16 protein-coding genes are annotated in these 22,423 nt (G+C 72.0%); 14 read left to right on the top strand and 2 right to left on the bottom strand.

Annotated features, from left to right (window positions below; all coding sequences use genetic code 11):
* Positions 1–131: 131 nt before the first annotated feature.
* Positions 132–1,505 (top strand): glucose-6-phosphate dehydrogenase, encoded by a 1,374-nt coding sequence (locus tag ACIPEQ_RS03400; protein WP_126891200.1) that lies wholly within the window; start codon positions 132–134, stop codon positions 1,503–1,505.
* A gap of 278 nt (positions 1,506–1,783) precedes the next feature.
* On the opposite strand, the gene ACIPEQ_RS03395 is transcribed toward ACIPEQ_RS03400, so the two are convergent.
* Entirely contained in the window at positions 1,784–3,670 is a 1,887-nt protein-coding gene (locus ACIPEQ_RS03395; protein ID WP_402714058.1) for a glycoside hydrolase family 15 protein, read from the bottom strand.
* 88 nt (positions 3,671–3,758) lie between these two features.
* Positions 3,759–4,823: an App1 family protein gene (locus tag ACIPEQ_RS03390; protein ID WP_209676810.1), complete on the bottom strand. Its 1,065-nt coding sequence runs from the start codon at positions 4,821–4,823 to the stop codon at positions 3,759–3,761.
* 152 nt (positions 4,824–4,975) lie between these two features.
* Here ACIPEQ_RS03390 and ACIPEQ_RS03385 point away from each other — a divergent pair, with 152 nt between their 5' ends.
* From ACIPEQ_RS03385 to holA, 13 genes are all read left to right on the top strand, one after another.
* Positions 4,976–5,623, top strand: a complete 648-nt coding sequence (locus tag ACIPEQ_RS03385) for a TetR/AcrR family transcriptional regulator (protein ID WP_126891203.1) — start codon at positions 4,976–4,978, stop codon at positions 5,621–5,623.
* Between the two features lie 190 nt (positions 5,624–5,813).
* Positions 5,814–6,728 carry an ABC transporter ATP-binding protein gene (locus ACIPEQ_RS03380; RefSeq protein WP_402714057.1) on the top strand — a complete coding sequence of 305 codons (915 nt, stop codon included), beginning with the start codon at positions 5,814–5,816 and terminating at the stop codon, positions 6,726–6,728.
* On the top strand, positions 6,725–7,441 hold the full coding sequence (locus tag ACIPEQ_RS03375) for an ABC transporter permease subunit (RefSeq protein WP_209824757.1): 717 nt from the start codon (positions 6,725–6,727) through the stop codon (positions 7,439–7,441). Before ACIPEQ_RS03380 ends, ACIPEQ_RS03375 begins: the two co-directional genes overlap by 4 nt.
* Positions 7,438–8,166 (top strand): ABC transporter permease, encoded by a 729-nt coding sequence (locus tag ACIPEQ_RS03370; protein WP_126891206.1) that lies wholly within the window; start codon positions 7,438–7,440, stop codon positions 8,164–8,166. Before ACIPEQ_RS03375 ends, ACIPEQ_RS03370 begins: the two co-directional genes overlap by 4 nt.
* Positions 8,163–9,083 (top strand): ABC transporter substrate-binding protein, encoded by a 921-nt coding sequence (locus ACIPEQ_RS03365; RefSeq protein WP_402714056.1) that lies wholly within the window; start codon positions 8,163–8,165, stop codon positions 9,081–9,083. Before ACIPEQ_RS03370 ends, ACIPEQ_RS03365 begins: the two co-directional genes overlap by 4 nt.
* A 287-nt stretch (positions 9,084–9,370) precedes the next feature.
* The gene (locus tag ACIPEQ_RS03360) at positions 9,371–10,783 is read left to right on the top strand and encodes a cytochrome ubiquinol oxidase subunit I (RefSeq protein WP_402714055.1); all 1,413 of its coding nucleotides are present in this window, start codon (positions 9,371–9,373) and stop codon (positions 10,781–10,783) included.
* A 1-nt stretch (position 10,784) separates the two neighbouring features.
* On the top strand, positions 10,785–11,789 hold the full coding sequence (cydB, locus tag ACIPEQ_RS03355; RefSeq protein WP_402714054.1) for a cytochrome d ubiquinol oxidase subunit II: 1,005 nt from the start codon (positions 10,785–10,787) through the stop codon (positions 11,787–11,789).
* Positions 11,790–11,800: 11 nt separating this feature from the next.
* Positions 11,801–13,477 carry a thiol reductant ABC exporter subunit CydD gene (gene cydD / locus ACIPEQ_RS03350; protein ID WP_402714053.1) on the top strand — a complete coding sequence of 559 codons (1,677 nt, stop codon included), beginning with the start codon at positions 11,801–11,803 and terminating at the stop codon, positions 13,475–13,477.
* The gene (cydC, locus tag ACIPEQ_RS03345) at positions 13,474–15,183 is read left to right on the top strand and encodes a thiol reductant ABC exporter subunit CydC (RefSeq protein ID WP_402714052.1); all 1,710 of its coding nucleotides are present in this window, start codon (positions 13,474–13,476) and stop codon (positions 15,181–15,183) included. Before cydD ends, cydC begins: the two co-directional genes overlap by 4 nt.
* An 89-nt stretch (positions 15,184–15,272) precedes the next feature.
* The gene (leuS, locus tag ACIPEQ_RS03340) at positions 15,273–17,846 is read left to right on the top strand and encodes a leucine--tRNA ligase (RefSeq protein WP_402714051.1); all 2,574 of its coding nucleotides are present in this window, start codon (positions 15,273–15,275) and stop codon (positions 17,844–17,846) included.
* Between the two features lie 94 nt (positions 17,847–17,940).
* Positions 17,941–18,756, top strand: a complete 816-nt coding sequence (locus ACIPEQ_RS03335; RefSeq protein WP_402714050.1) for a helix-hairpin-helix domain-containing protein — start codon at positions 17,941–17,943, stop codon at positions 18,754–18,756.
* 3 nt (positions 18,757–18,759) lie between these two features.
* Positions 18,760–21,318 carry a ComEC/Rec2 family competence protein gene (locus tag ACIPEQ_RS03330; protein WP_402714049.1) on the top strand — a complete coding sequence of 853 codons (2,559 nt, stop codon included), beginning with the start codon at positions 18,760–18,762 and terminating at the stop codon, positions 21,316–21,318.
* Positions 21,227–22,201 (top strand): DNA polymerase III subunit delta, encoded by a 975-nt coding sequence (gene holA / locus ACIPEQ_RS03325; protein ID WP_250367519.1) that lies wholly within the window; start codon positions 21,227–21,229, stop codon positions 22,199–22,201. The genes ACIPEQ_RS03330 and holA overlap by 92 nt, the downstream gene beginning before the upstream one ends.
* The last annotated feature ends 222 nt before the right edge of the window (positions 22,202–22,423 follow it).

Raw genomic sequence — 22,423 nt, 5'->3', positions numbered from 1 at the left:
CGGGGCCCGTACCCCACCCGGACCGAGCTCTCGGCCCGCAGCGGGTATCCCGGAACAACAGGGAATCAACCGGCCCGCACGCGGCTTGACCCGTGCGGACCCCGCAACCACAGCGAAAGGACTCACCTCCGGTGACCGACAAGCGCACCCTCATCATCTTCGGCGCGACGGGCGACCTCGCCTCCCGCCTGCTGCTCCCGGGACTCGGAACGTTCCTGCAGAGCGGTCGAGCGGTCCCCGTCCAGCTGATCGGCACGGGCCGCAGCGCCCGCAGCGCAGAGCAGTGGAAGGACGTCGTCACGAAGTCCTTCGCGTCGCAGGACGTCAAGGGTCCCGAGGTCGACGCGACCCTCGAGTCCACGACCTTCATCCAGGGCGACCCGACCGACCCCGAGCACCTCAAGGCGCTGCTCGACGCGGCCGAGGCCGAGCCCATCCTGTACTTCGCGCTGCCGCCGCAGATCGCGTCGGACATCTGCGAGGCGCTGCAGGGCGTCGAGCTGCCCGAGGGTACGACCCTGGCGTTCGAGAAGCCCTTCGGCACCGACGTCGCCAGCGCCGAGGCCCTGAACAAGACCGTGCTCGAGCTCGTCCCCGAGGAGCGCGTGCACCGCACCGACCACTTCCTCGGTCGCACGACGGTCCTGAACATCATCGGTCTGCGCTTCGCGAACCGTCTGTTCGAGCCGATCTGGAACGCGGACAACATCGAGAAGGTCGACGTCTTCTACGACGAGACGCTCGGGCTCGAGAACCGCGCGCAGTACTACGACGAGGCCGGCGCCCTGGTCGACATGATCCAGTCGCACCTGCTGCAGATCCTCGGCCTCGTGACGATGGACGCCCCGGCTGCCATCGACGCCGTCGAGTTCCGCTCGTCGCTCGCCCGTGTCCTGCGGTCGACCCGCCTCAAGGGCGACGACCCGAAGATCGCCTCGCGCCGCGCCGTCTACACGGCCGGCACGATCGACGGCAAGGAACTGCCGTCGTACCAGGACGAGGACGGCGTCGACAAGTCGCGCGAGACGGAGACGCTCGCCGAGATCCAGGTCGAGGTGGACACCGCCCGCTGGAAGGGCGTGCCCTTCACCCTCCGGTCCGGCAAGGCGCTCGGCGCGAGCCGCAAGGAGGTCCTCATCACCTTCAAGCCCGTCACGCGCCTGCCCTCCGGTCTGTCCGGTCGGCCGAAGGCGGACACGCTGCGCATCGTCCTCAACCCGGACGAGATCGAGCTGAGCGTGTCGGCGAACGGGGGCGGCAACCCGTTCGAGATGGGGCAGGTCACGCTGTCGTCGTCCTTCGACGACGGCGAGCTCACCCCGTACGGCGAGGTCCTCAACGGCATCTTCCACGACGACCCGCTGCTCTCGATCCGCGGTGACGTGGCGGAGCGCTGCTGGGAGATCGTCGAGCCGGTCGTGGACGCCTGGAAGTCGGGCGACGTCCCGCTCGAGGAGTACCGCGCGGGTTCGCGCGGCCCGGCGGACTGGGAGTCGTCGTCCTGACGGACGCCGCCTCCTGACGGAGCCACCTGACGGACGGGAGGCACGGTGCCAGCTGGCACCGTGCCTCCCGTCCGTCCGTCCGCCGTGTCTCCGTCACCGCGGCGGGGTTGCTGCCCATCGCCCGCGACCTGGACGACCGATCCGTGCATCGGAAGCAGGAACAAACGGCCTCCCTTGCGCGGAACGGTCCCCGTTGCGCGGAACGGCCTCCCTCACGCGGAACTGCCTCCTTCGCGCGAGACGGCCGAGCACGAGACCGCGGTGCGCGAGCGGGTTCCTCAGGAGGGGGCGCCGGCCCGACGGCCGCCGCCGGTCCAGGAGCGCGTGCCCCCGTCGTGCACGGCGAGTCGCGTCCGGTGACCCGACGAGGTGCCGCGTGCGCGGGCGATCGCGTCGGCCGCGGACACGAGCGTCAGGTGGGAGAGCACCTGCGGGGTGTTCCCGATGTGGTGGCCGGTGGCGACGTCGATCTCCTCCGAGAGCATGCCGACGTCGTTCGTGTACCCGACGAGCACGTCCATCAGGCGTTCGGCGTCCTCGACGCGTCCGGAGGCGGCGTACTGCTCGACGAGCCAGAAGGAGCACGCGAGGAACGGGTGCTCGCTGCCGGACAGCCCGTCGAAGCCCGACGTGGTCCGGTACCGCAGCACGAGGCCGTGGTCGTCCACGCGCAGGTCCTGTTCGATCGCCGCGACCGTCCCCGTCATCCTCGGGTCGTCGGCGTGCACGTACCCGATCTGCGGCAGGACGAGCAGGCTCGCGTCGACCTCGTCGGTGTCGTAGTGCTGCCGGTAGCTGCCGCGCTCGGCGTTCCAGCCGTGCTCCTCGATCTCGGCGCGGACCTCGTCGCGGAGGTGGCGCCAGCGATCGACCGGGCCCTCGAGACCGAACTCCTCGACGGCGGCGACCCCGCGGTCGAAGGCCGCCCAGATCATCGCGCGCGAGTGCGTGAAGTGCCGCCGCGGCCCGCGCATCTCCCAGATGCCGTTGTCCGGCTGCTGCCAGTGCTCCTCGACGTACCCGAGCAGGGCACGCTGCAGCGCCCACGAGTCGGCGTTCTCCTCGACGCCGAGCTCGCGGGCGTCGTGCAGCGCGGCCAGGACCTCGCCGAAGACGTCGCCCTGGTACTGCGTCGACGCACCGTTGCCGAGCCGCACCGGCGTCGAGTCGAGGTAGCCGGGGAGCTCGTCGAGCGTGCGTTCGGGGAGTTCGCGTTCGCCGGCGATGCCGTACATGATCTGCACGTCGGCCGGGTCGCCGGCGATCGCGCGGAGCAACCACCCCCGCCAGTGCATCGCCTCGTCCCGGTACCCGTGGGCGATGAGCGACGCGAGTGCGAGGGACGCGTCCCGGAGCCAGACGTAGCGGTAGTCCCAGTTGCGTTCGCCACCCGGGTCCTCCGGGAGGCTCGTGGTCGCGGCCGCCACGACGCCGCCGGTCTGTCCGTGGGTCATCGCGCGGAGCAGCAACAGGGAGCGTCGGCTCGCCTCGGCGTACGGGCCCTCGGTGTGCGCGGTCGCCATCCAGTCGCGCCACCAGCGTTCCGTCGCCTGCAGGGCGGCGTCGACGTCGAGCGGCTCCGGCGGCTCGCGGTGCGACGGGTACCACGTGAGCACCGTGTCGACGACGTCGCCGTCGTGCACGGTGACGGTGTGGGTGTGCCGGTGGTCGTCGGCCCGGAAGCGGACGCCGCGGACGACGACGGAGCCCGGGCCGGCGGTCGCCAGGAGCGCGGGGTCCTCGTCGCCGCCGATCTGGCGGACCCAGGGGAGCGCACGGGCGTAGTCGAAGCGGATGCGGAGCGACTGTTCGACCTCCACGGAGCCCCGCAGCCCGCGGACCCGACGGACGATCGCCGCGCGGTGGGCGCCGATCGGCATGAGGTCGGTGACCTCGACGACGCCGGTCGACGTCGTCCACACGGTGGAGAGCACGAGGGTGTCCGGGTGGTGGTGCCGCGTGCTCGTGGCATCAGGGTCGGTGGGGCGGAGCGACCAGTGCCCGTGGTCCTCGGTGCCGAGCAGCGATGCGAACGTCGACGGGCTGTCGAAGCGCGGCAGGCACGCCCAGTCGATCGTCCCGTCGCGGCCGACCAGGGCGGCCGTGTGGGTGTCGCCGATGAGGGCGTGGTCCTCGATGCGGTTCGGCGGGGTCGCGGTGCTCATGGCTCGATCCTGGCACCGGCGGCCGTCGTGCGGCCCTACGGCGCTGAAGGTGTGCACAGCGCAGCCGTCGGAGCTGCCTGTGCAGGGATCAGAGCGGCGCGGACGGGTCGGCGTCGACGAGACCGACGCGGTCGAGTTCCGACCACATGCCGGCACCGTCCGGGGCGTACACCCACGGAGCGGAACCGGCGCGCGTGCGCTCCTGCGCGCGCGAGCGGCCACCGGCGAGGACCGCCTCGCTCGTGGACAGCTGGCGGATCGCGACACCGGCGACGTTCTCCGGGTGCTCGCGAGCGAACTCGCCGTAGAGGCTCTCGTCGTGCTGCCCGTCGTCACCGACCAACAGCCACTGCACGTCCGGGAAGTCGCTGGCGAGCCGCCGGAGGTTCTCCTGCTTGTGGAGCTGACCGCTCCGGAAGAACCGGTCGTGGGTCGGGCCCCAGTCCGTCAGCAGGAGCGTGCCCGACGGGTACATGTTCCGCGTCAGGAAGCGCTGCAGCGTCGGTGCCACGTTCCACGCGCCCGTCGAGAGGTACACGGTGGGCGCGCCGGGGTGCTGCGCGAGGACGCGCTCGTAGAGCACGGACATCCCCGGGACGGGGCGGCGGGCGTGCTCGGTCAGGACGAACGAGTTCCACGCCGCGAGCATCGGACGGGGGAGCGACGTCACCATGACGGTGTCGTCGATGTCGGAGAGCAGGCCGAAGCGTGTGTCCGGGTCGACGATGAAGACGTCGGCCTCGACGTCGCGCATCCCACCGGCCGAAAGCCGCACCGTCTGCCATCCGGGTTCGAGGTCGATCGGGACCTTCACGTCGACCACGCCGCCACGGTCGGACTGCACCACGTGGGTCGTGCCACCGGCCGTCACGGTGACCTCGGCGTCGTCGACGGCGACGCTCGTGAAGCTCCGCCAGCCGCGCACGCCGTAGTACGAGGCGTCGGACGCCAGACCACGACGGGTCAGCAGCACCCGGCAGAGCACGCGGATCCAGCCCGGTGCGCCGTAGCCCGTGTAGGGGATCACGGTCGGCACGAGGCCGCGCCGTCGCGCCCGGTGCTCGCGGAACTCCTGGACGGCGTCCTCGATCCGGGCGGCCCGGTGGAGGATCGGTTCGGCCAACGACGGCTCGTGGGGCGTCGGGTCGGGCATGACTCCATCCTTCCACGCGGGCGACGTCGGCGGCGGTCGGCGGACGACCGGAACGGGGTGAGTCGCAGCGATGTTCCAGCCGGTCTGTGCCAGAGTCCTTCCCGTCACTTCCCACATGACCGCGCTCCGACAGGAGTGCAAGAGGAGAACACGTGCTCGTCACCGAGGTATCGAACGCACTGCCGGGGGGATCATCACTGCTCAGGAACGAGCCGGTCCAAGCCCGCAGTTCGGCGCGCCTCGCGGGACTCCTCGACGCCGCGGCGGCCGTGATCGACGAGATCGGCTTCGAACGGCTGACCACCGCGATGGTCGCCGAGCGCGCGGGGGCGTCGATCGGCACGGTCTACCGGTACTTCCCGGACCGCATCGCCGTGGTCGAGGCGCTGGCGATCCGGAGCACGCAGCGACTCGCCGAACGCTTCCTCACCGCCCTCGACGAGAGCGACGCCACAACGTGGCAGGACGCGCACGACGCGCTCATCGACGCGACCGTCGAGATGTACCGCTCGGAGCCGGGCTTCCGCGCGATCCGCTTCGGCGACCCCGCGGACACCGGCACCGGTGACGCCGAGGACCGCATGGCCGCGCTGGGGGCGGCCGTCGCGCAGGTCCTGCACGACCGCTTCGGCTACCCGCTCGGCGAGCGTCCGGAGCGCGCCTGGGTCGTGCTGGCCGAGTCCGCGCACGCCGTGATCGCCCGGGCGCTGCGCGACCGGTCCGCTCCCGACACCGCGCTCATCGAGGAGTACCGCACGATGAGCCGTGCGCACCTCGAGGCGGTCGCAGCGGCCGCCTGAGCCGCGGTCGGCCTGCGCGCGACGCGCCCGGCCGACGCACCGGACCATCCACCGACGCCCGTGCTCCCGAACAGGGAGTGCGGGCGTCGTTGTCCGCGAGCCGTCATGACGGGTCACGGTCGAACGCCGTCCTCGATGCGCGGGTACGCTCGTGCGGAGTCGGGCTACCTCCGAACAGAAGGGCACCCACATGATCGAGTTCCGCTCGGTGCGCAAGACGTACCCGGACGGCACCAACGCGGTCGACGACTTCAGTCTCGTCATCCCGTCGCGGACCACCACCGTCTTCGTCGGCTCCAGTGGCTGCGGCAAGACGACCCTGCTCCGCATGATCAACCGGATGGTCGACCCGTCGTCTGGGACGGTCGAGATCGACGGCGAGGACGTCGCGGGGGTCGACCCCGTGCAGCTCCGTCGGCGCATCGGGTACGTCATGCAGAACGCCGGGCTGCTGCCCCACCGCAAGGTGGCGGACAACATCGCGACCGTGCCGCTGCTGACGGGCGTCTCGAGGGGCGAGGCCCGTGCCCGAGCGCTCGAGCTGATGGACACCGTCGGTCTCGACCGCGCCTTCGCGGACCGGTACCCCTCGCAGCTGTCCGGCGGCCAGCAGCAGCGCGTCGGTGTCGCCCGCGGTCTCGCCGTCGACCCGAACGTCCTGCTGATGGACGAGCCGTTCGGTGCCGTCGACCCGCTGGTCCGGAACGACCTGCAGGACGAGCTCATCCGCCTGCAGCGCGAGCTCGGCAAGACGGTCGTCTTCGTCACGCACGACATCGACGAGGCGTTCAAGCTCGGCGACCAGGTCGTCATCCTCAAGAAGGGCGGCGAGATCGCACAGCTCGGTACCCCGGCCGAGATCCTGGCCGAGCCCGCCGACGACTTCGTCGCGAACTTCATCGGGGCCGGGCGTGGACGGCGGGCCCTGCGCGTCGAGCAGACCCCGACCGGACCGATCGTCGTCGACGGTGACGGACGGGCGGCCGGTGTGCTCACCGGTCCGGTCCAGGTGGTCGACGCCGCAGCCGCAGTGCCGCAGGCAGCAGAGGCCGGGGCGCGTGACACCGCTCCGGGTGCTCCGGCGCAGGGTGGGGGAACGCGGTGAACTGGATCCTGTCGAACCTCGACACGATCAGTGACGCCACGATCGCGCACCTCGCGATCGCGATCCCACCGATCATCATCAGCTTCCTGCTCTCCATCCCGATCGGGTGGGTCGTGGTTCGCCTCCAGCGACCGGGCGGATCGCGGTTCGCAGCCGGTGTGGGCAGCGGCATCGTGACCTTCGCTGGCCTGCTGTACGCGATCCCGTCGCTGGCGCTCTTCGTCGCCCTGCCGAGCATCATCGGCACGAGCCTGCAGAGCCCGGTGAACGTGATCATCAGCCTGACGATCTACGGCCTCGCGCTCATGGTCCGGTCCACGGTGGACGGCCTGACCTCGGTCGACGCCGGCACGAAGGCGGCGTCCACCGCGATGGGCTACTCGGGCGTGCAGCGCTTCTTCCGCGTGGAGCTCCCGCTCGCCGGACCCGTGCTGCTCGCCGGGCTGCGCGTCGTCGCGGTCTCGACGATCTCGCTCACGACGGTCGGTGCCGTGCTCGGCATCCGGAGCCTGGGGTCGCTGTTCACCGACGGCCTCGCACGCGGCATCACCGAGGAGATCCTCTCCGGCATCGTCATGGTGCTCGTGCTCGCCTTCGCGCTCGACGGCCTGCTCGTGCTGCTCGGCCGGCTGGTCATGCCCTGGACGCGTCGAGCGCCCCGGAGCCGTCGCACCGCGCGCCGGGTCCTGCAGCGTGCGGAGGTGGCCTCGTGATCATCGGTCAGGCGTTCGGCTGGGTGTTCGACCCGGCCAACTACACGGGCTTCAACGCGATCCCCGGGCGGCTCTGGGAGCACGTCTGGATCACCCTGCTCGCCGTCGCCATCGCGTCGGTGATCGCGGTCCCGATCGGGTACGCGATCGGCCACACCGGCCGGGCGCGCGGCCTGTCGATCGCCCTGTCCGGCGGCATCCGCGCCCTGCCGACGCTCGGTGTGCTGTCGCTGTTCGGCCTGCTGCTCGGCATCGGACTCGAGGCACCGCTGCTGGCACTCGTGGTCCTGGCCGTGCCGTCGGTGCTCGCCGGCGCGTACGCGGGCATCGAGTCCGTCGACCCGGTGACGATCGACGCCGCGAAGGCCCAGGGCATGACCGGCTGGCAGGTCCTCTGGAAGGTCGAGATCCCGCTCGGGCTGCCGCTCCTCATCGGTGGCGTCCGGTCGGCCGTGCTCCAGGTCGTCGCGACCGCCACCCTCGCCGCGTACGTCGGCGCCGGTGGCCTGGGCGGGTACTTCTTCCTCGGCCTCAAGACCCAGGACTACGCCGAGATGCTCGGCGCGTCCATCCTCGTGATCGCGCTCGCGATCGCGTTCGAGATCGTGTTCGCCGCACTGCAGCGGGCGTCCGTGCCGAAGGGCACCCTCGACCCGTCTGCGCGGCAGCGCCAGGGATCGCGCGAGCGAGCCCGCAATCCCATCCCGGAAGGAAACCCATCGTGATCACAGCACGGATCCGCGTCGCCCTCGCCGCCGCAACGGCACTCGGCGTCGCCGCAGCCCTGACCGGCTGCTCGTCTGGTGACCCGCTGAGCAGCGGCTCCAGCGCGTCCTCCGACTCGAAGACGATCGTCATCGGCTCGCAGCAGTACTACTCGAACGAGATCATCGCCGAGCTCTACGCGCAGGTGCTCGAGAAGGACGGCTTCACCGTCCAGCGCAACTTCAACATCGGGCAGCGCGAGGTCTACATCCCGCAGCTCGAGAAGGGCGCGATCGACGTCATGCCGGAGTACAGCGGCAACCTGCTGCAGTACTTCGACAAGGAGTCCACGGCGAAGACGGCCGACCAGATCGACGAGGGTCTCGAGAAGGCCCTGCCGAAGGGGCTGCGCGTCCTCGACGAGGCCGAGGCCACCGACCAGGACAGCTACACCGTGACGAAGCAGTTCTCCGAGGAGAACGACGTCACGAGCCTGGCCGACCTGAAGAACGTCAAGGAAAAGCTGACCGTCGGTGCGAACTCCGAGTTCCAGACCCGCCCGTACGGCCCCGAGGGCCTGAAGTCGGTCTACGGCGTGGACGTCGACTTCACGGCGGTCGAGGACTCCGGCGGCGCCCTGACGGTGAAGGCGCTCAAGGACGGCACCGTCCAGCTCGCCGACATCTACAGCGCCGACCCGAGCATCAAGGCGAACGACTTCGTCTCGCTCAAGGACCCGGAGAACCTGATCCTGCCGCAGAACGTCATCCCGGTCGTCTCCGACAAGGTCGACGAGAAGGCTGCCGACGCGATCGACTCGGTGAACGAGAAGCTCACCACCGAGAAGCTCATCGAGCTCAACGAGAAGAGCGTCACGGACAAGGAGAAGGCTTCGAAGATCGCGAAGCAGTTCCTCCAGGACGAGGGTCTGCTCTAGTCGGGCGGCGCTCGGCGCCGACCAGGACTGAACGACAGGTGTCGGGCTTCGGCCCGGCACCTGTCGTCGTTCGTGGAGTGGCCGTACCGGCACTGCTGTTCCGCACGGTTGTGCCGACCACTGCCGCTGCACGTTCGTGCAGACGTGGCCTCTACAACTTGTCGAAGCAGGTGTCCGGCCGGTAGCGTGGAGGTGTCCCGACGGGGTGACAAGTACCAGTTCCTCCTCCTGGAAGAGGCATCTCTCGTGCACGAACAGCGCGCGGCGGACCGGCTCGGACACGCCGCATGAACGACATCCTCGATCCCCTGATCCTGTCGCGGTGGCAGTTCGGTCTGACGACGATCTACCACTTCCTCTTCGTCCCGCTGACGATCGGCATGGCGCTCGTCGTCGCCGTCTTCCAGTCCGCGTGGGTGCGGACCGGACGCGCGCACTACCTGCAGCTGACCCGCTTCTTCGGGCGGATCTTCCTCATCAACTTCGCGATGGGGGTCGTCACCGGCATCGTGCAGGAGTTCCAGTTCGGCATGAACTGGTCGAACTACTCGCGGTTCGTGGGGGACGTCTTCGGCGCCCCGCTCGCGCTCGAGGGCATCCTCGCGTTCTTCTTCGAAGCGGCGTTCATCGGCATCTGGATCTTCGGCTGGGACCGCCTGCCGCGGGCCCTGCACCTGGCGAGCATCTGGTGCGTCAGCGTCGGCACGATGATGTCGGCCTACTTCATCCTGGCGGCGAACGCCTTCATGCAGCACCCGGTCGGCTTCGCGATCAACGAGACCAAGGGCCGCGCCGAGCTCACCGACATCTGGGCCGTCCTGACGAACAAGGTCGCGCTGGCCGCCTTCCCGCACACGCTCTTCGGCGCGTTCATGGTCGCGGCCTCGGTGATCATCGCGGTCGCCGCGTGGCACCTGGCCCGCAACCAGAACCTCGAGACGATGATGCCGGCGCTCAAGTTCGGCATGTGGACGATGCTCGCGTCGGGCGCGCTGACCGTGCTGTCCGGTGACCAGCTCGGACTCACGATGGTCGACACCCAGCCGATGAAGATGGCCGCGGCCGAGGCGCTCTACAACACCTCGACGGGCAAGGACGCCTCCTTCTCGATCTTCACGCTCGGGACCCCGGACGGTGTGCACGAGCTGTTCTCGATCCGCATCCCGTACCTGCTGTCGTTCCTGTCGACGCACACCTTCACCGGTACGGTCGAGGGCATCAACGACCTGCAGGCGCAGTACACGCAGGTGTACGGCCCCGGCGACTACAAGCCGATCATCTGGGTGACCTACTGGTCGTTCCGGTGGATGATCGCCCTCGGGGTCGGCGCGGTGCTCGTGTCGGTCGTCGGCCTGTGGCTGACCCGCAAGGGCCGGTTCCCGACGCAGCGCTGGGTCTGGCGCGTCGCGACCTGGACGGTCCCGCTCCCCATGGCCGCGATGGTCATGGGCTGGGTCTTCACCGAGATGGGCCGCCAGCCGTGGCTCGTGTTCGGTCTGCTCCGCACGGCGGACGGTGTCTCACCGAACGTCACCGGGGTCGAGGTCCTCATCTCCCTGGTCGTGTTCACGCTGGTCTACGGCGCGCTCGCGGTCGTGGAGTTCCGGCTCATCAAGAAGGTCGCGCAGGAGGGCCCCGCCGCTCCTGCCGAGGTCGACGAGGCCACCGGCGAGGTCAAGCACGAAGTGACGGTGTACTGAGATGGACCTGCCCGTTCTCTGGTTCGCGATCGTCGGGCTCTTCTTCGTCGGGTACTTCGTCCTCGACGGGTTCGACTTCGGCGTCGGCATGTCCCTGCCGTTCCTCGGCAAGGACGACACCGACCGCCGAGTCCTCATCAACACGATCGGCCCGGTCTGGGACCTCAACGAGACCTGGGTCATCGTCGCCGGCGCCTGCCTGTTCGCGGCCTTCCCGGAGTGGTACGCCACGATGTTCTCCGGGTTCTACCTCGCGCTCCTGCTCATCCTCGTGGCGCTCATCGCCCGCGGGGTGTCGTTCGAGTACCGCCACCAGCGGAAGCACCCGGAGTGGAAGCGCCGCTTCGACCTGATGATCGTGGTCGGCAGCGCCGTCCCGGCGTTCCTGTGGGGCGTCGCGTTCGGCAACGTCGTCCGGGGCATCCCGATGGACGCCGGGCACAACTACACCGGCACGTTCCTCGACCTGCTCAACCCGTTCGCGCTGCTGACCGGGCTCGCGACCCTGCTGGTGTTCTTCACGCACGGCGTCGTGTTCGTCGCGCTGAAGACCGAGGGCGACATCCGTTTACGGGCGAAGCGGCTGGCGACCCGGGCGGGCGTCCTGACGATCGTGGTCGGCGCCGCGTTCCTGGTGGCGATGGCGTTCGTCCGAGCGACCCCGGCCAGCCTCGTGCTCTCGGTCGTCGCCGCGCTCGCGCTCGTCCTCGCCGTGCTCTGCACCGCCTGGGGCAAGGAGGGCCGTGCCTTCACGCTGATGGCCGTCACGATCGCCGCGGTGGTCCTGGCGATGTTCACCGCGATCTTCCCGGACGTCATGCCCGCCTCGAACGACCCGGCGAACAGCCTGAACGTCACCAACGCGTCGAGCGGGCAGTACACGCTGACCGTCATGAGCTGGGTGGCGCTGATCTTCGTGCCGCTCGTGCTGGCCTACCAGGCCTGGACGTACTGGGTGTTCCGCAAGCGCGTCTCGCGTGCCCAGATCGACCAGGCCGCGCACTAGGAGGCACCCCGGTGAAGCCGCTCGACCCCCGTCTGCTCCGCCTGTCGCGCGCCGCGCGCTGGTCCGTCGTCGCCTCGGCGGCGACGGGCCTGGTCCGCACGCTCGCGACCATCGGCATCGCGTGGGGGATCGCCACGGCGGTCACGCTCGGCGTCGACGCGGTGCGCGACGGTCGGCTCGCCGACGGCGCGGTCCCCGCCGCGTTCGTCCCGACGCTCGCGCTGCTTGCCGCCGCGTTCGTGGTCCGTGCCGTCGCGGCGTGGGCGACGGACGACCTCGCGGCGCGGGCCGGCGCGACGGTGAAGAGCGAGCTCCGCGCGACCGTCCTGGCCCGCGCGGCGGAGCGCGGGCCGTCCTGGCTCGCCGAACGCTCGAGTGCCGGGTTCGCGACGGCCCTCGGCCCCGGGCTCGACGCCCTCGACGCCTACTTCGGACGCTACGTCCCGCAGCTCGCGCTCACCGCCGTCGCGACGCCGGTGCTCCTCGTCGCGATCGGGTTCGGCGACGTGACGAGTGCCGTCGTCATCGTGCTCGCGATGCCGGTGATCCCCGTCTTCATGGTGCTCATCGGCCTGGCGACACAGGCGCTCCAGCGGCGGCAGTCGGACGCGCTCACCCGGCTCGGCAGCGCGTTCACCGAAGCGGTCGAGGGCCTCGCGACCCTCAAGGTCTTCGGGCGTGCCCGCCGCCAGGTCGGCCGCATCGGCACCGTCACCGACGAGTACCGCCGCGGCACCATCGGGGTCCTGCGCCTGTCGTTCGTCAGCGGTTTCGCCCTCGAACTCGCCGCGAGCCTCTCCGTCGCCCTCGTCGCGGTGTCGATCGGCGTCCGACTCGTCGACGGCTCGCTCGGCCTCGGCGCCGCGATGTTCGTCCTGGTGCTCGCCCCGGAGGCCTTCGCGCCCCTCCGCCAGGTCGGTGCCGACTTCCACGCCGCCCAGGACGGCGTCGAGGCGTCCGCTGCCGTGCTCGACGTCCTCGACGACCGGGGACGCGACACGTCGACCAGCGCCGACACGTCCGACACCGCCGCCGCGGCCTCCGACCTGGTGCTCGAGGGCGTGGTCGTCCGTCGCCCCGACGTCGTCGTCGGCCCGCTCGACCTGCGCGCAGCGCCCGGCACCGTCGTCGCCCTCGCGGGCCCCAGCGGCTCCGGCAAGTCCAGCCTGGTCGCCGCGATCCGCGGCGTCCTGGCGCACGACGGCGCGGTGACCGTGCCCGGCCCGGCCGGTGCGAGCCGCGCCGAGCGCACGACCTGGGCCGACCAACGCGCGCGCCTGGTCCGCGGCACGGTCGCCGAGAACGTCGCCCTGCACACGCGACCCGACGACCACGACGTGCGCCGCGCACTGGGCGAGGCGGGGCTGGGAGTCGAGCCGAGCCTCCCGGTCGGCCCCGGGGGAGCCGGCCTGTCGGGCGGCCAGGCGCAGCGCGTCGCCGTCGCGCGGGCCCTGTACCGAGCCCGCCGCGCGCACACGCCGCTCGTCCTGCTCGACGAGCCGACCTCGGCCCTCGACGCCGACGCGGAACGCACCGTCGTCGACGCGGTCCGGTCGCTGGCGGCCGACGGCGCGGTCGTGGTGGTGGCGAGCCACCGCCCCGCCGTGCTGGCCGCCGCGGACGTCCGTGTCGACCTCCGCCCCGGGGGAGCCGTGACCGTGACGCACCGCCAGGAGGCACGCGCATGAGCCGGGAGGCCCGTCCCACGTCCGTCCTGCGACTGGCCCTGCCCCACGGGGCCGGGTGGGCGAAGGCGGTCGCCGCCGGCACGCTCAGTGCGGTGTGCGCGGTGGCGCTCCTCGCCGCGAGCGGCTACCTCATCACCCGCGCGGCCGAGCAGCCACCGATCCTGTACCTGACGCTCGTCATGGTCGGGGTGCGCGCCTTCGCCCTCGGCCGGGCCGCGCTGCGCTACGTCGACCGGCTCGCCGGGCACGACGCGTCGTTCCGCCAGCTCGCCGTCGTGCGGACCGAGATGTACCGACGGCTCGCCTCGGTCGCGCCGGCCGGGCTCGGGGCGACCGGGCGCGGCGACCTGCTGACCCGGCTCGTCACCGACACGGACCGGCTGCAGGACCTGCCGATCCGGGTCGTCGGGCCGCTCGTGTCGGCGGGCGTCGTGGCCCTGCTCTCCGTCGTGGCGGTCGCGGTCGTCTGGTGGCCGGCGGCGGTCGTCCTCGTCGTCGCGCTCGCGCTCGCCGCGCTGCTCGGGACGGTCACCACGCTCGCGGTCGCCCGCCGGTCGGACCGTGAGACGGCGGCCGAGCGCGGACACGTGGCCGACCTGGTGCTCGACACCGTCCGGACCCTCGACGTGTTCACCGCGTACGGCACCCTGCCCGACCGCCTGGCGGCCATCGCCGCGCTCGACGCCCGCGTCACCCGCGCCGTCCGGCGCCGTGCGACCGTCGAGTCGCTCGTCGGGGCCCTCGTCGGGCTGGTGGGCGGCGGCGCCGTCGTCGGGGTGCTCGCGGTCGGGGCTCCGGCCGTCGTGTCCGGTGCGCTGGACGGGCCGCTCTGGGCGCTCGCCGTCTTCGTGCCCCTCGCACTCTTCGAGGTCGTCGGCGGGGTCCCGCTCGCCGTCCTGACGCTCCGACGGGTCCGTGCCGCCGCCGAGCGGATCGAGCAGGTCGTCCCCGCGGCGCTGCCGGACGGCATCGTGCCGGAGCCGGACGAGCCGGCCGAGCCGTCGGACCTCGTCGTCGGCGGGCCGGTCCGCCTCGCGCTGCGGGACGTCACCGTGCGGTGGCCCGGCGCGACGGCGGCGGCGGTCGACCGGGTGTCACTCGACCTGCGCCCGGGCGAGGTCGTCGTGCTCGAGGGCCCGAGCGGTGCCGGGAAGTCGACGCTCGTGGACGCCCTGGTGCGGTTCGTCGAGCACGAGGGTTCCTACACGCTCGACGGGGTCGAGGCCCGGTCGATGCACCCCGATGCGGTGCGTGCCCGGGTCGGGCTCGTGGAGCAGGACCCGTTCGTGTTCGACCAGTCCGTGCGGCAGAACCTGCTCTTCGCGCGCGACACCGCCACCGACGCCGAGCTCACCGCCGTGCTCGACCGGGTCGGGCTCGGCCCCTGGGTCGCGGGGCGCGGCGGACTCGACGCCCCGGTGGGGGAGCGCGGTGGGCTGCTGTCCGGGGGGCAGGCGCACCGGCTCGCGCTCGCGCGGGCGCTGCTGCACGCCTTCCCCGTGCTGGTGCTCGACGAGCCGACGGCCGGCGTCGACCCCGGCCTCGGCGACGCCGTGCTCCGCGACCTCGTCGGTGCCGCGCGGCAGGCCGGCCGCACGGTCCTGGTCGTGTCCCACGTGCCGGTGTCGGCCGACCTCGTCGACCGGACCCTGCGCATGCGCGACGGGCGTCTCGTCACCGACGGAGCCGCCCGCTCGACCCGGTGACCGCCCGCTCGTCCCGGTGACCGCCCGCCGGACGGACGGTCCGACGGCGGGGCCGGGGCGGGCCTCCAGGCCTTGTACCCTTGGTGATCGTGACCACCGAGCACTCCACCGCACACTCCGGCGAGCAGCCCGCCGTCGATCCGGACGCCTACGACTTCCGCCGCATCCAGGAGAAGTGGCAGCCCCGCTGGGAGGAGCTCGGGCTCTTCACGACCGACCTCGACGACTCGCGCCCGCGCAAGTACATCCTCGAGATGTTCCCCTACCCGTCCGGCGACCTGCACATGGGGCACGCCGAGAACTGGGCGCTCGGTGACTTCGTCGCGCGCTACTGGCGCCAGCAGGGCTTCAACGTCCTGCACCCGATCGGCTGGGACTCCTTCGGGCTGCCCGCCGAGAACGCGGCGATCAAGCGCGGCGTCGACCCGGCCGAGTGGACGTACGCGAACATCGAGCAGCAGAAGGCGTCGTTCAAGCGGTACGCGCCGTCGTTCGACTGGACGACCGAGATCCACACGTCGGACCCCGAGTACTACAAGTGGAACCAGTGGCTGTTCCTGAAGATGTACGAGAAGGGCCTGGCCTACCGGAAGGACAGCTGGGTCAACTGGGACCCGGTGGACCAGACCGTGCTCGCGAACGAGCAGGTGCTGCCCGACGGCACCTCGGACCGCTCCGGTGCCGTCGTCGTCAAGAAGAAGCTGACGCAGTGGTACTTCGCGATCACGAAGTACGCCGACCGGCTGCTCGACGACCTCAACCAGCTCGAGGGGCGGTGGCCGGCGAAGGTCATCGCGCAACAGCGCAACTGGATCGGCCGCTCGGTCGGTGCCGACGTCGACTTCGTCATCGAGGGGCGCGACGAGCCCGTCACCGTGTTCACCACGCGCCCGGACACGATCCACGGGGTGACGTTCCTGGTCGTGGCGCCGGACTCCGACCTGGCGGCATCGCTCGTCGCCTCGGCTGACGACTCCGTGCGTTCTGCGTTCGCCGACTACCTGACCGCCACCCAGAAGACGTCCGAGATCGACCGGCAGAACGCCGACCGGCCGAAGACCGGCGTGCCGCTCGGCCGCTCCGCGATCCACCCGCTGACGGGGGAGCGCCTGCCGATCTGGGCCGCCGACTACGTGCTCGCCGACTACGGGCACGGAGCGGTAATGGCGGTCCCGGCGCACGACCAGCGCGACCTCGACTTCGCACGGGCCTTCGGCCTGCCCGTCAAGGTCGTCGTCGACACGAACCAGCCGGTCACCGGCGCGATCCCGGTCATCCCCGAGGGCGCGACGCTCGAGGACCTCCCCGCGCTCGACCCGGCGTCGACGGGCGAGGCGCTGACCGGCCAGGGCCGCATGATCAACTCCGGGCCGCTCGACGGCATGTCGAAGCAGCACGCGATCACCGCGGCGATCTCGCTGCTCGAGGAGCGCGGCACCGGTCGGGCCGCGAAGACCTACCGCCTGCGCGACTGGCTGATCTCGCGCCAGCGCTTCTGGGGCACCCCGATCCCGATCATCCACGGTGCCGACGGCACCGAGCACCCGGTCCCGATGGACCAGCTGCCGGTGCGCCTGCCGTCGACCGAGGGCCTCGACCTGAAGCCGAAGGGCACCTCGCCGCTCGGTGGGGCGACCGACTGGGTGAACGTGCCGAACCCCGTCGACGGCACCCCGGCGACGCGCGACACCGACACGATGGACACGTTCGTCGACTCGTCGTGGTACTTCCTGCGCTTCCTGTCCGCGCAGGACGACACGCAGGCGTTCGACCCGGAGGCCGCGCGGAAGTGGGCGCCGGTCGACCAGTACATCGGCGGCATCGAGCACGCGATCCTGCACCTGCTCTACGCGCGGTTCGTCACGAAGGTCCTGTTCGACCTCGGCTACCTCGACTTCACCGAGCCGTTCTCGGCGCTGCTCAACCAGGGCATGGTGCTGTCCGGTGGCTCGAAGATGTCGAAGTCGAAGGGCGGTGTCTCGCTCGGCGACGAGCTCGACGCGAACGGTGTCGACGCGATCCGTCTGGTGATGGGCTTCGCCGGTCCGCCGGAGGACGACATCAACTGGGAGGACGTGTCGCCGTCGGCGTCCGCGCGCTTCCTCGCCCGCGCCTACCGCCTGGCGCTCGACGTCACCTCGGCACCCGACGTGGTCTGGGCGGACGGCGACCGTGCCCTGCGGCAGGTGACCCACCGGTTCCTGGCCGACGCACCGGGGATGATGGAGGCGTTCAAGTTCAACGTCGTGATCGCTCGACTGATGGACCTGGTCAACGTCACCCGCAAGGCGATCGACAGCGGCCCCGGCGCCGGTGACCCGGCCGTGCGTGAGGCCGTCGAGACGATCGCCCTCGCCCTCGCCGTCTTCGCGCCGTACACGGGCGAGGAGATGTGGGAGAAGCTGGGCTACGAGGCCACCGTCGCCACGTACGGCTGGCGGAAGGCCGACCCGACGCTGCTCGTGCAGGACACCCTGACGGCTGTCGTGCAGGTCAACGGCAAGGTCCGTGACTCGTTCGAGGTGTCGAAGTCGATCGAGGCGGACGAGCTCGAGCAGCTCGCGCGTGCGTCGGCGAACGTGCAGCGGTACATCGGTGACCGCGAGATCGTCAAGGTCATCGTGCGGGCGCCGAAGCTCGTGAACATCGCGATAAAGGGATGACGGGAGTCCTCCCCAGCTGACGGCCCGGCGGCGTCCTCCACAGGAGGGACCGTCGGGCCGTTGCCGTTCCCGCCTTGCACCTAGCGTGCCGGGCATGACTGCTCCGTCTCCTGAACCGCCCGGCGCCGGGTCGTGGGTGTCCCGGTTCGCGCTGTCACCGCGAGCTGCCGTGGTGCTGGCTGCGGTGGTGGTCGCGCTTGCCCTGGTGGTCGTCGCGATCGGGACGCTCGGTGCGCGCTCGTCGGCCGGGGTCACGGTCACGAGCATGCCGTCGACGGCGGGTGGACGGCCTTCGCCCGGCGCCGGCACAGGGGTTTCGCCGGGCCCCGCCTCGACGGGCGCACCGGTCGGTCCCTCCGCCGGAGTCGGAGCGCCCTCGGGGTCGGCGAGTGCGGCGGCGGTGTCCGTGTACGTGCTCGGCGCGGTGGTCCGTGCCGGGGTCGTGGAGGTCCCCGTCGGCACTCGCGTGGACGCCGTGCTGCAGCAGGCCGGTGGGGCCACGGCGGATGCCGACCTCGCCCGCCTCAACCTGGCCCGCCCCGTGGTGGACGGGGAACGCCTGTACGTCCCGCGGGTGGGGGAGACGGCGGTGCCCGAAGCACTGCGGCCGGACGTACCGGGCACTGGTGGCCCGGGTGCCGCGGGCTCGGGTGGCGGGGGATCGAGTGCCGGTGGCATCGCCGGGAGCAGCGGCGCGGGCGGCGTCGATCCCGGGGCGGACGTCGTCGACCTCAACACCGCCGACCAGGCGACGCTCGAGACCCTGCCCGGCATCGGTCCGGCGCTGGCGGCCCGCATCCTGGCGTGGCGCGAGGAGCACGGCGGGTTCTCGTCGGTGGACGACCTGCTCGAGGTCAGCGGCATCGGGGACACTCGGCTCGCCGAACTGCGCGACCGCGTCCGGGTCTGAGTCGTGGAGCTGCACTCGACCGTCGCCGACCTGCGTCTGGCGGGACCGGTGGTCGTCGCATGGGTCGAGGCCGCGCTGCTCGTCGGGGCGCCGGGAGCCGCGTGGTGGTGTGCGACGACCGCGGCATTGCTCGGCGGTGTCGTCCTCCTGGCGCTCGTGCTGCCCGGTGTGCCGGTCCGCGTGCTGTCGGGCGTGCTGCCCGGGCTGCTGGGCTGCCTGCTGCTGGTGGCTGCCTGCTGCGCGCTCGTGGCGGTGGCGGTCGCGGTGGGCGCTCCGGAGCGGTCACCGCAGCCGCTCGTCGATCGGGCAGGACGGACGAGCACCGTCGAGGTGGTGCTGACCCGGGACCTCGCCGACACCGACCGGTCGACGACGGGCACGCTCCGGGCGCTCGAGGGCTCGACGGGGCTCGACGTCCCGGTCCGCGTGGTCCCCGCCGAGCACCTGCGGGCGTCGGCGGGAGCGGTGCTGCGGGCGCGGGCCACCGTGCAGGTCGACGACGACGGCGCACCGACCGCGGCGGTGGTGTTCCTGCGCGGACGGCCCGAGGTCGCGCAGCCGACCGGTCCGCTCGCGGTGGCGGAGCGCGTCCGCCGTGCCTTCACGGCGGTGACCGACGACCTGCCCGAACCCGGCGGCGCACTCCTGCGCGGGCTGGCGATCGGAGACCGCGGCGGGCTCGACGCGGCCACCGAGTCTGCGATGGAGACCACCGCCCTGACGCACCTGACGGCGGTGTCCGGCTCGAACTGCGCCGTCGTCGTCGCGCTCGTCGTGGCCGCATGTCGAGCACTCAGGTTCCCCCGCGCCCTCCGGGCAGTCGTGGCGGTCGGGTTCCTCGTGGCGTTCGTGGCGCTCGTCCGCCCCGACCCGTCGATCGTCCGCGCCGCGGTGATGGCGGTCGTGGTGCTGGTCGTCCGGCTGACCGGTCGACCGCTCCGCGGGGTGCCGCTCCTGGCGCTCACCGTCCTCGGCATGCTCGTGGTCGATCCCTGGTACGCCCGGGCTCCGGCGTTCGCACTGTCGGTCCTCGCCACCGGCGGCATCATCGCGTTGGCACCGCGCTTGACGGCCCTGCTCGCGCGGCGGTGGTGGCAACCCGTCGCCGCGGCGGTGGCCGTACCGGTCGCGGCGCAGGTCGCGTGCTGGCCGGTGACGGTCGTGCTCGCCCCGACCCTGCCCACGTACGCCGTGCCGGCCAACCTGCTGACCGAGCCCCTCGCGCCGGTCGTCACCGTCACCGGGCTCGCCGCGTGCCTGCTCGCCCCGGTCTGGCCCTGGGGTGCGGGGGTCGTCGCGCACGTCGCGTGGGCGCCCGCATCGCTCATCGGTGCGGTCGCACACGGTGCGGCGGCCCTGCCGGCGGCGACGCTCGACTGGCCGGCCGGCCCTCCCGGCGCGGTGACGGCGGCGGTGGCCAGCACGGCGGTCGCCGGAGCCGTGCTCGCCGAGCAGCAGCGCCGCACGTGGGCGCTGGTGGCGGCCGGGGCGGTCGTCGTGATCGGGCTCGGGGCCGTCGCCGTACCACGGCTCGTCGTGCGCTCGACCGTGCCGGGGGACTGGTCGGTCGCTGCGTGCGACGTCGGTCAGGGCGATGCCGTCCTGGTCCGCGACGGCGCCGGGCCGGTCGCCCTCGTCGACACCGGGGACGACGAGGAACTGCTGCTCCGGTGCCTCGACCTGCTCGGGGTCGACCGGGTCGACCTGCTGGTGCTGACCCACTTCGACCGCGACCACGTCGGTGCGGTCGGAGCCGTGTCGGACCGTGTGGTGCGGGCACTCGTCGGGCCGGTCGGACGGCCCGAGGACGACCGGGTCGTCGAGGAGCTCGAACGGGCCGGGGTCGAGGTCCGCACCGCCGACGACGGGACGTCGGGCACCCTCGGCGCGCTGCACTGGCGAGTGGTGTGGCCGCGCGCCGGCTCCCGGCAGTCGGGCAACGACGCGAGTCTCGTCCTCGAGACGGTGCGCGACGCGGCGTGCCCGGCGTGCGTGTCCGGGGTGTTCCTCGGTGACCTCGGGGAGCAGGCGCAGCGTCGACTCCGCCCGCTCGTGGAGGCGCACCCGGACGTCGTGAAGGTCGCACACCACGGGTCCGCCGACCAGGACCCGGCGCTGTACCGACAGCTCGCCGCACCGATCGGACTCATCGGTGTCGGTGCCGACAACACCTACGGACACCCGACGGCGCCGGCGCTCGACGCCCTCCGTGCCGCGGGGACGACGGCGTTCCGGACCGACCGACAGGGCACCGTCGTGGTCTCGCGGATTGCCGACGGTGCGTTGACGGTGTGGGCCGAGCGGACGGCAGCCCCACCTTCGGAACCGGCGTCGACGGTCGGGCGGGCACGGGCTGCGTCGGCGGCGGCCCGTAGGATCGGACCAGGCCCCGACCAGCTCGCCCCGGAGCCGACGGAAGGAACGCATGCCCGCCAAGAAGCCCACGCGCGCGGCCGCCAAGATCGACCAGGTGCCGTGGTCCGGCGTCCGACCGGCACCCGTCGTGCTCGTCACCGGGCCCGAGCAGTTCCTGGCCGAGCGTGCGAGCAGCGTCCTCCGTGACCTGCTCGTCGGCGAGGACCCGGCGCTCGAGGTGCACGACCTCGAGGCAGACCAGTACGCGCCTGGGCTCCTGGCGACGCTCGCGAGCCCCTCGCTCTTCGGCGAGCCCCGGCTCGTGCGGGTGACGAACGTCGAGAAGTGCACCGACGCCTTCATCACCGAGACGATCTCCTACCTGCAGGCGCCCGCCGACGACGTCACGCTGGTCCTGCGGCACGGTGGTGGCATGCGCGGCAAGAAGCTGCTCGACACCATCCGCAGCGGGGTCGGCGGCGGTGTCGAGGTCCAGTGCGACGAGCTCAAGCGCGACACCGACAAGATCGACTTCGTCAACGCCGAGTTCCGAGCCGCCCGCCGGAAGATCGCGCCCTCGGCGGTGCGCACGCTCGTCGCGGCGTTCGCCGACGACCTCGCGGAGCTCGCGGCCGCGTGCCGGCAGCTGCTGGCGGACGAGGCCGAGGAGATCACCGACCGGACCGTCGACAAGTACTACGGCGGTCGCGTCGAGACCAATGCATTCAAGGTCGCCGACATCGCGCTCGCGGGTCGCTCGGCCCCGGCGATCGTCGAGCTGCGGCACGCCCTCGCGACCGGCGAGGCCCCGGTGCCGATCGTCGCGGCGTTCGCGAGCAAGATCCGCACGATGGCGAAGGTCAGCGGCTTCCGCGGGTCGAGCGGCCAGGCGGCGTCCGCCCTCGGCATGGCGCCGTGGCAGGTGCAGCGCGCGCAGCGCGACGTCGCCGGGTGGAGCGAAGCCGGGCTGGCCAACGCGATCACGAGCATCGCGGCGGCCGACACCGCGGTGAAGGGCGGGTCACGCGACGCGCACTACGCGCTCGAGGTCATGGTCCGGACCATCGCCCGACGCGGCGAGGAGCGCTGAGGCGGGACGCGCCTCCCCGGCCGGTCGCGTCGCGCGTGCTGCGCGAGGTGGGCGTGCTGCGCGTGCTGCGTGTGGCGCACACCGGGCGTGCGTCCCGCGTTCGGGTGCCGGCGGCGCGGAGACCAACCAGAAGCACCTCGCGCCGTGGATCGCCCTGGCGCGAGGTGCTTCCGGTTGTGCTCGAGCACGTCGCGCCGCTGAGCGACGGTCGCGTCGAGTCGC

The sequence above is a fragment of the Curtobacterium sp. NPDC087080 genome, from assembly GCF_044745105.1.
Classification (GTDB): Bacteria; Actinomycetota; Actinomycetes; order Actinomycetales; family Microbacteriaceae; genus Curtobacterium.
The sequence above is the reverse complement of the archived record's forward strand: the minus strand, read 5'-3'. Positions and strand labels throughout refer to the sequence as shown.

Coding starts and splice junctions, on each gene's coding strand:
- ACIPEQ_RS03395 (WP_402714058.1), bottom strand. CDS start 3,670: ATGAGCACCGCGACCCCGCCGAACCGCATCGAGGACCACGCCCTCATC.
- ACIPEQ_RS03390 (WP_209676810.1), bottom strand. CDS start 4,823: ATGCCCGACCCGACGCCCCACGAGCCGTCGTTGGCCGAACCGATCCTC.
- ACIPEQ_RS03380 (WP_402714057.1), top strand. CDS start 5,814: ATGATCGAGTTCCGCTCGGTGCGCAAGACGTACCCGGACGGCACCAAC.
- ACIPEQ_RS03360 (WP_402714055.1), top strand. CDS start 9,371: ATGAACGACATCCTCGATCCCCTGATCCTGTCGCGGTGGCAGTTCGGT.
- cydB (WP_402714054.1), top strand. CDS start 10,785: ATGGACCTGCCCGTTCTCTGGTTCGCGATCGTCGGGCTCTTCTTCGTC.
- cydC (WP_402714052.1), top strand. CDS start 13,474: ATGAGCCGGGAGGCCCGTCCCACGTCCGTCCTGCGACTGGCCCTGCCC.
- ACIPEQ_RS03335 (WP_402714050.1), top strand. CDS start 17,941: ATGACTGCTCCGTCTCCTGAACCGCCCGGCGCCGGGTCGTGGGTGTCC.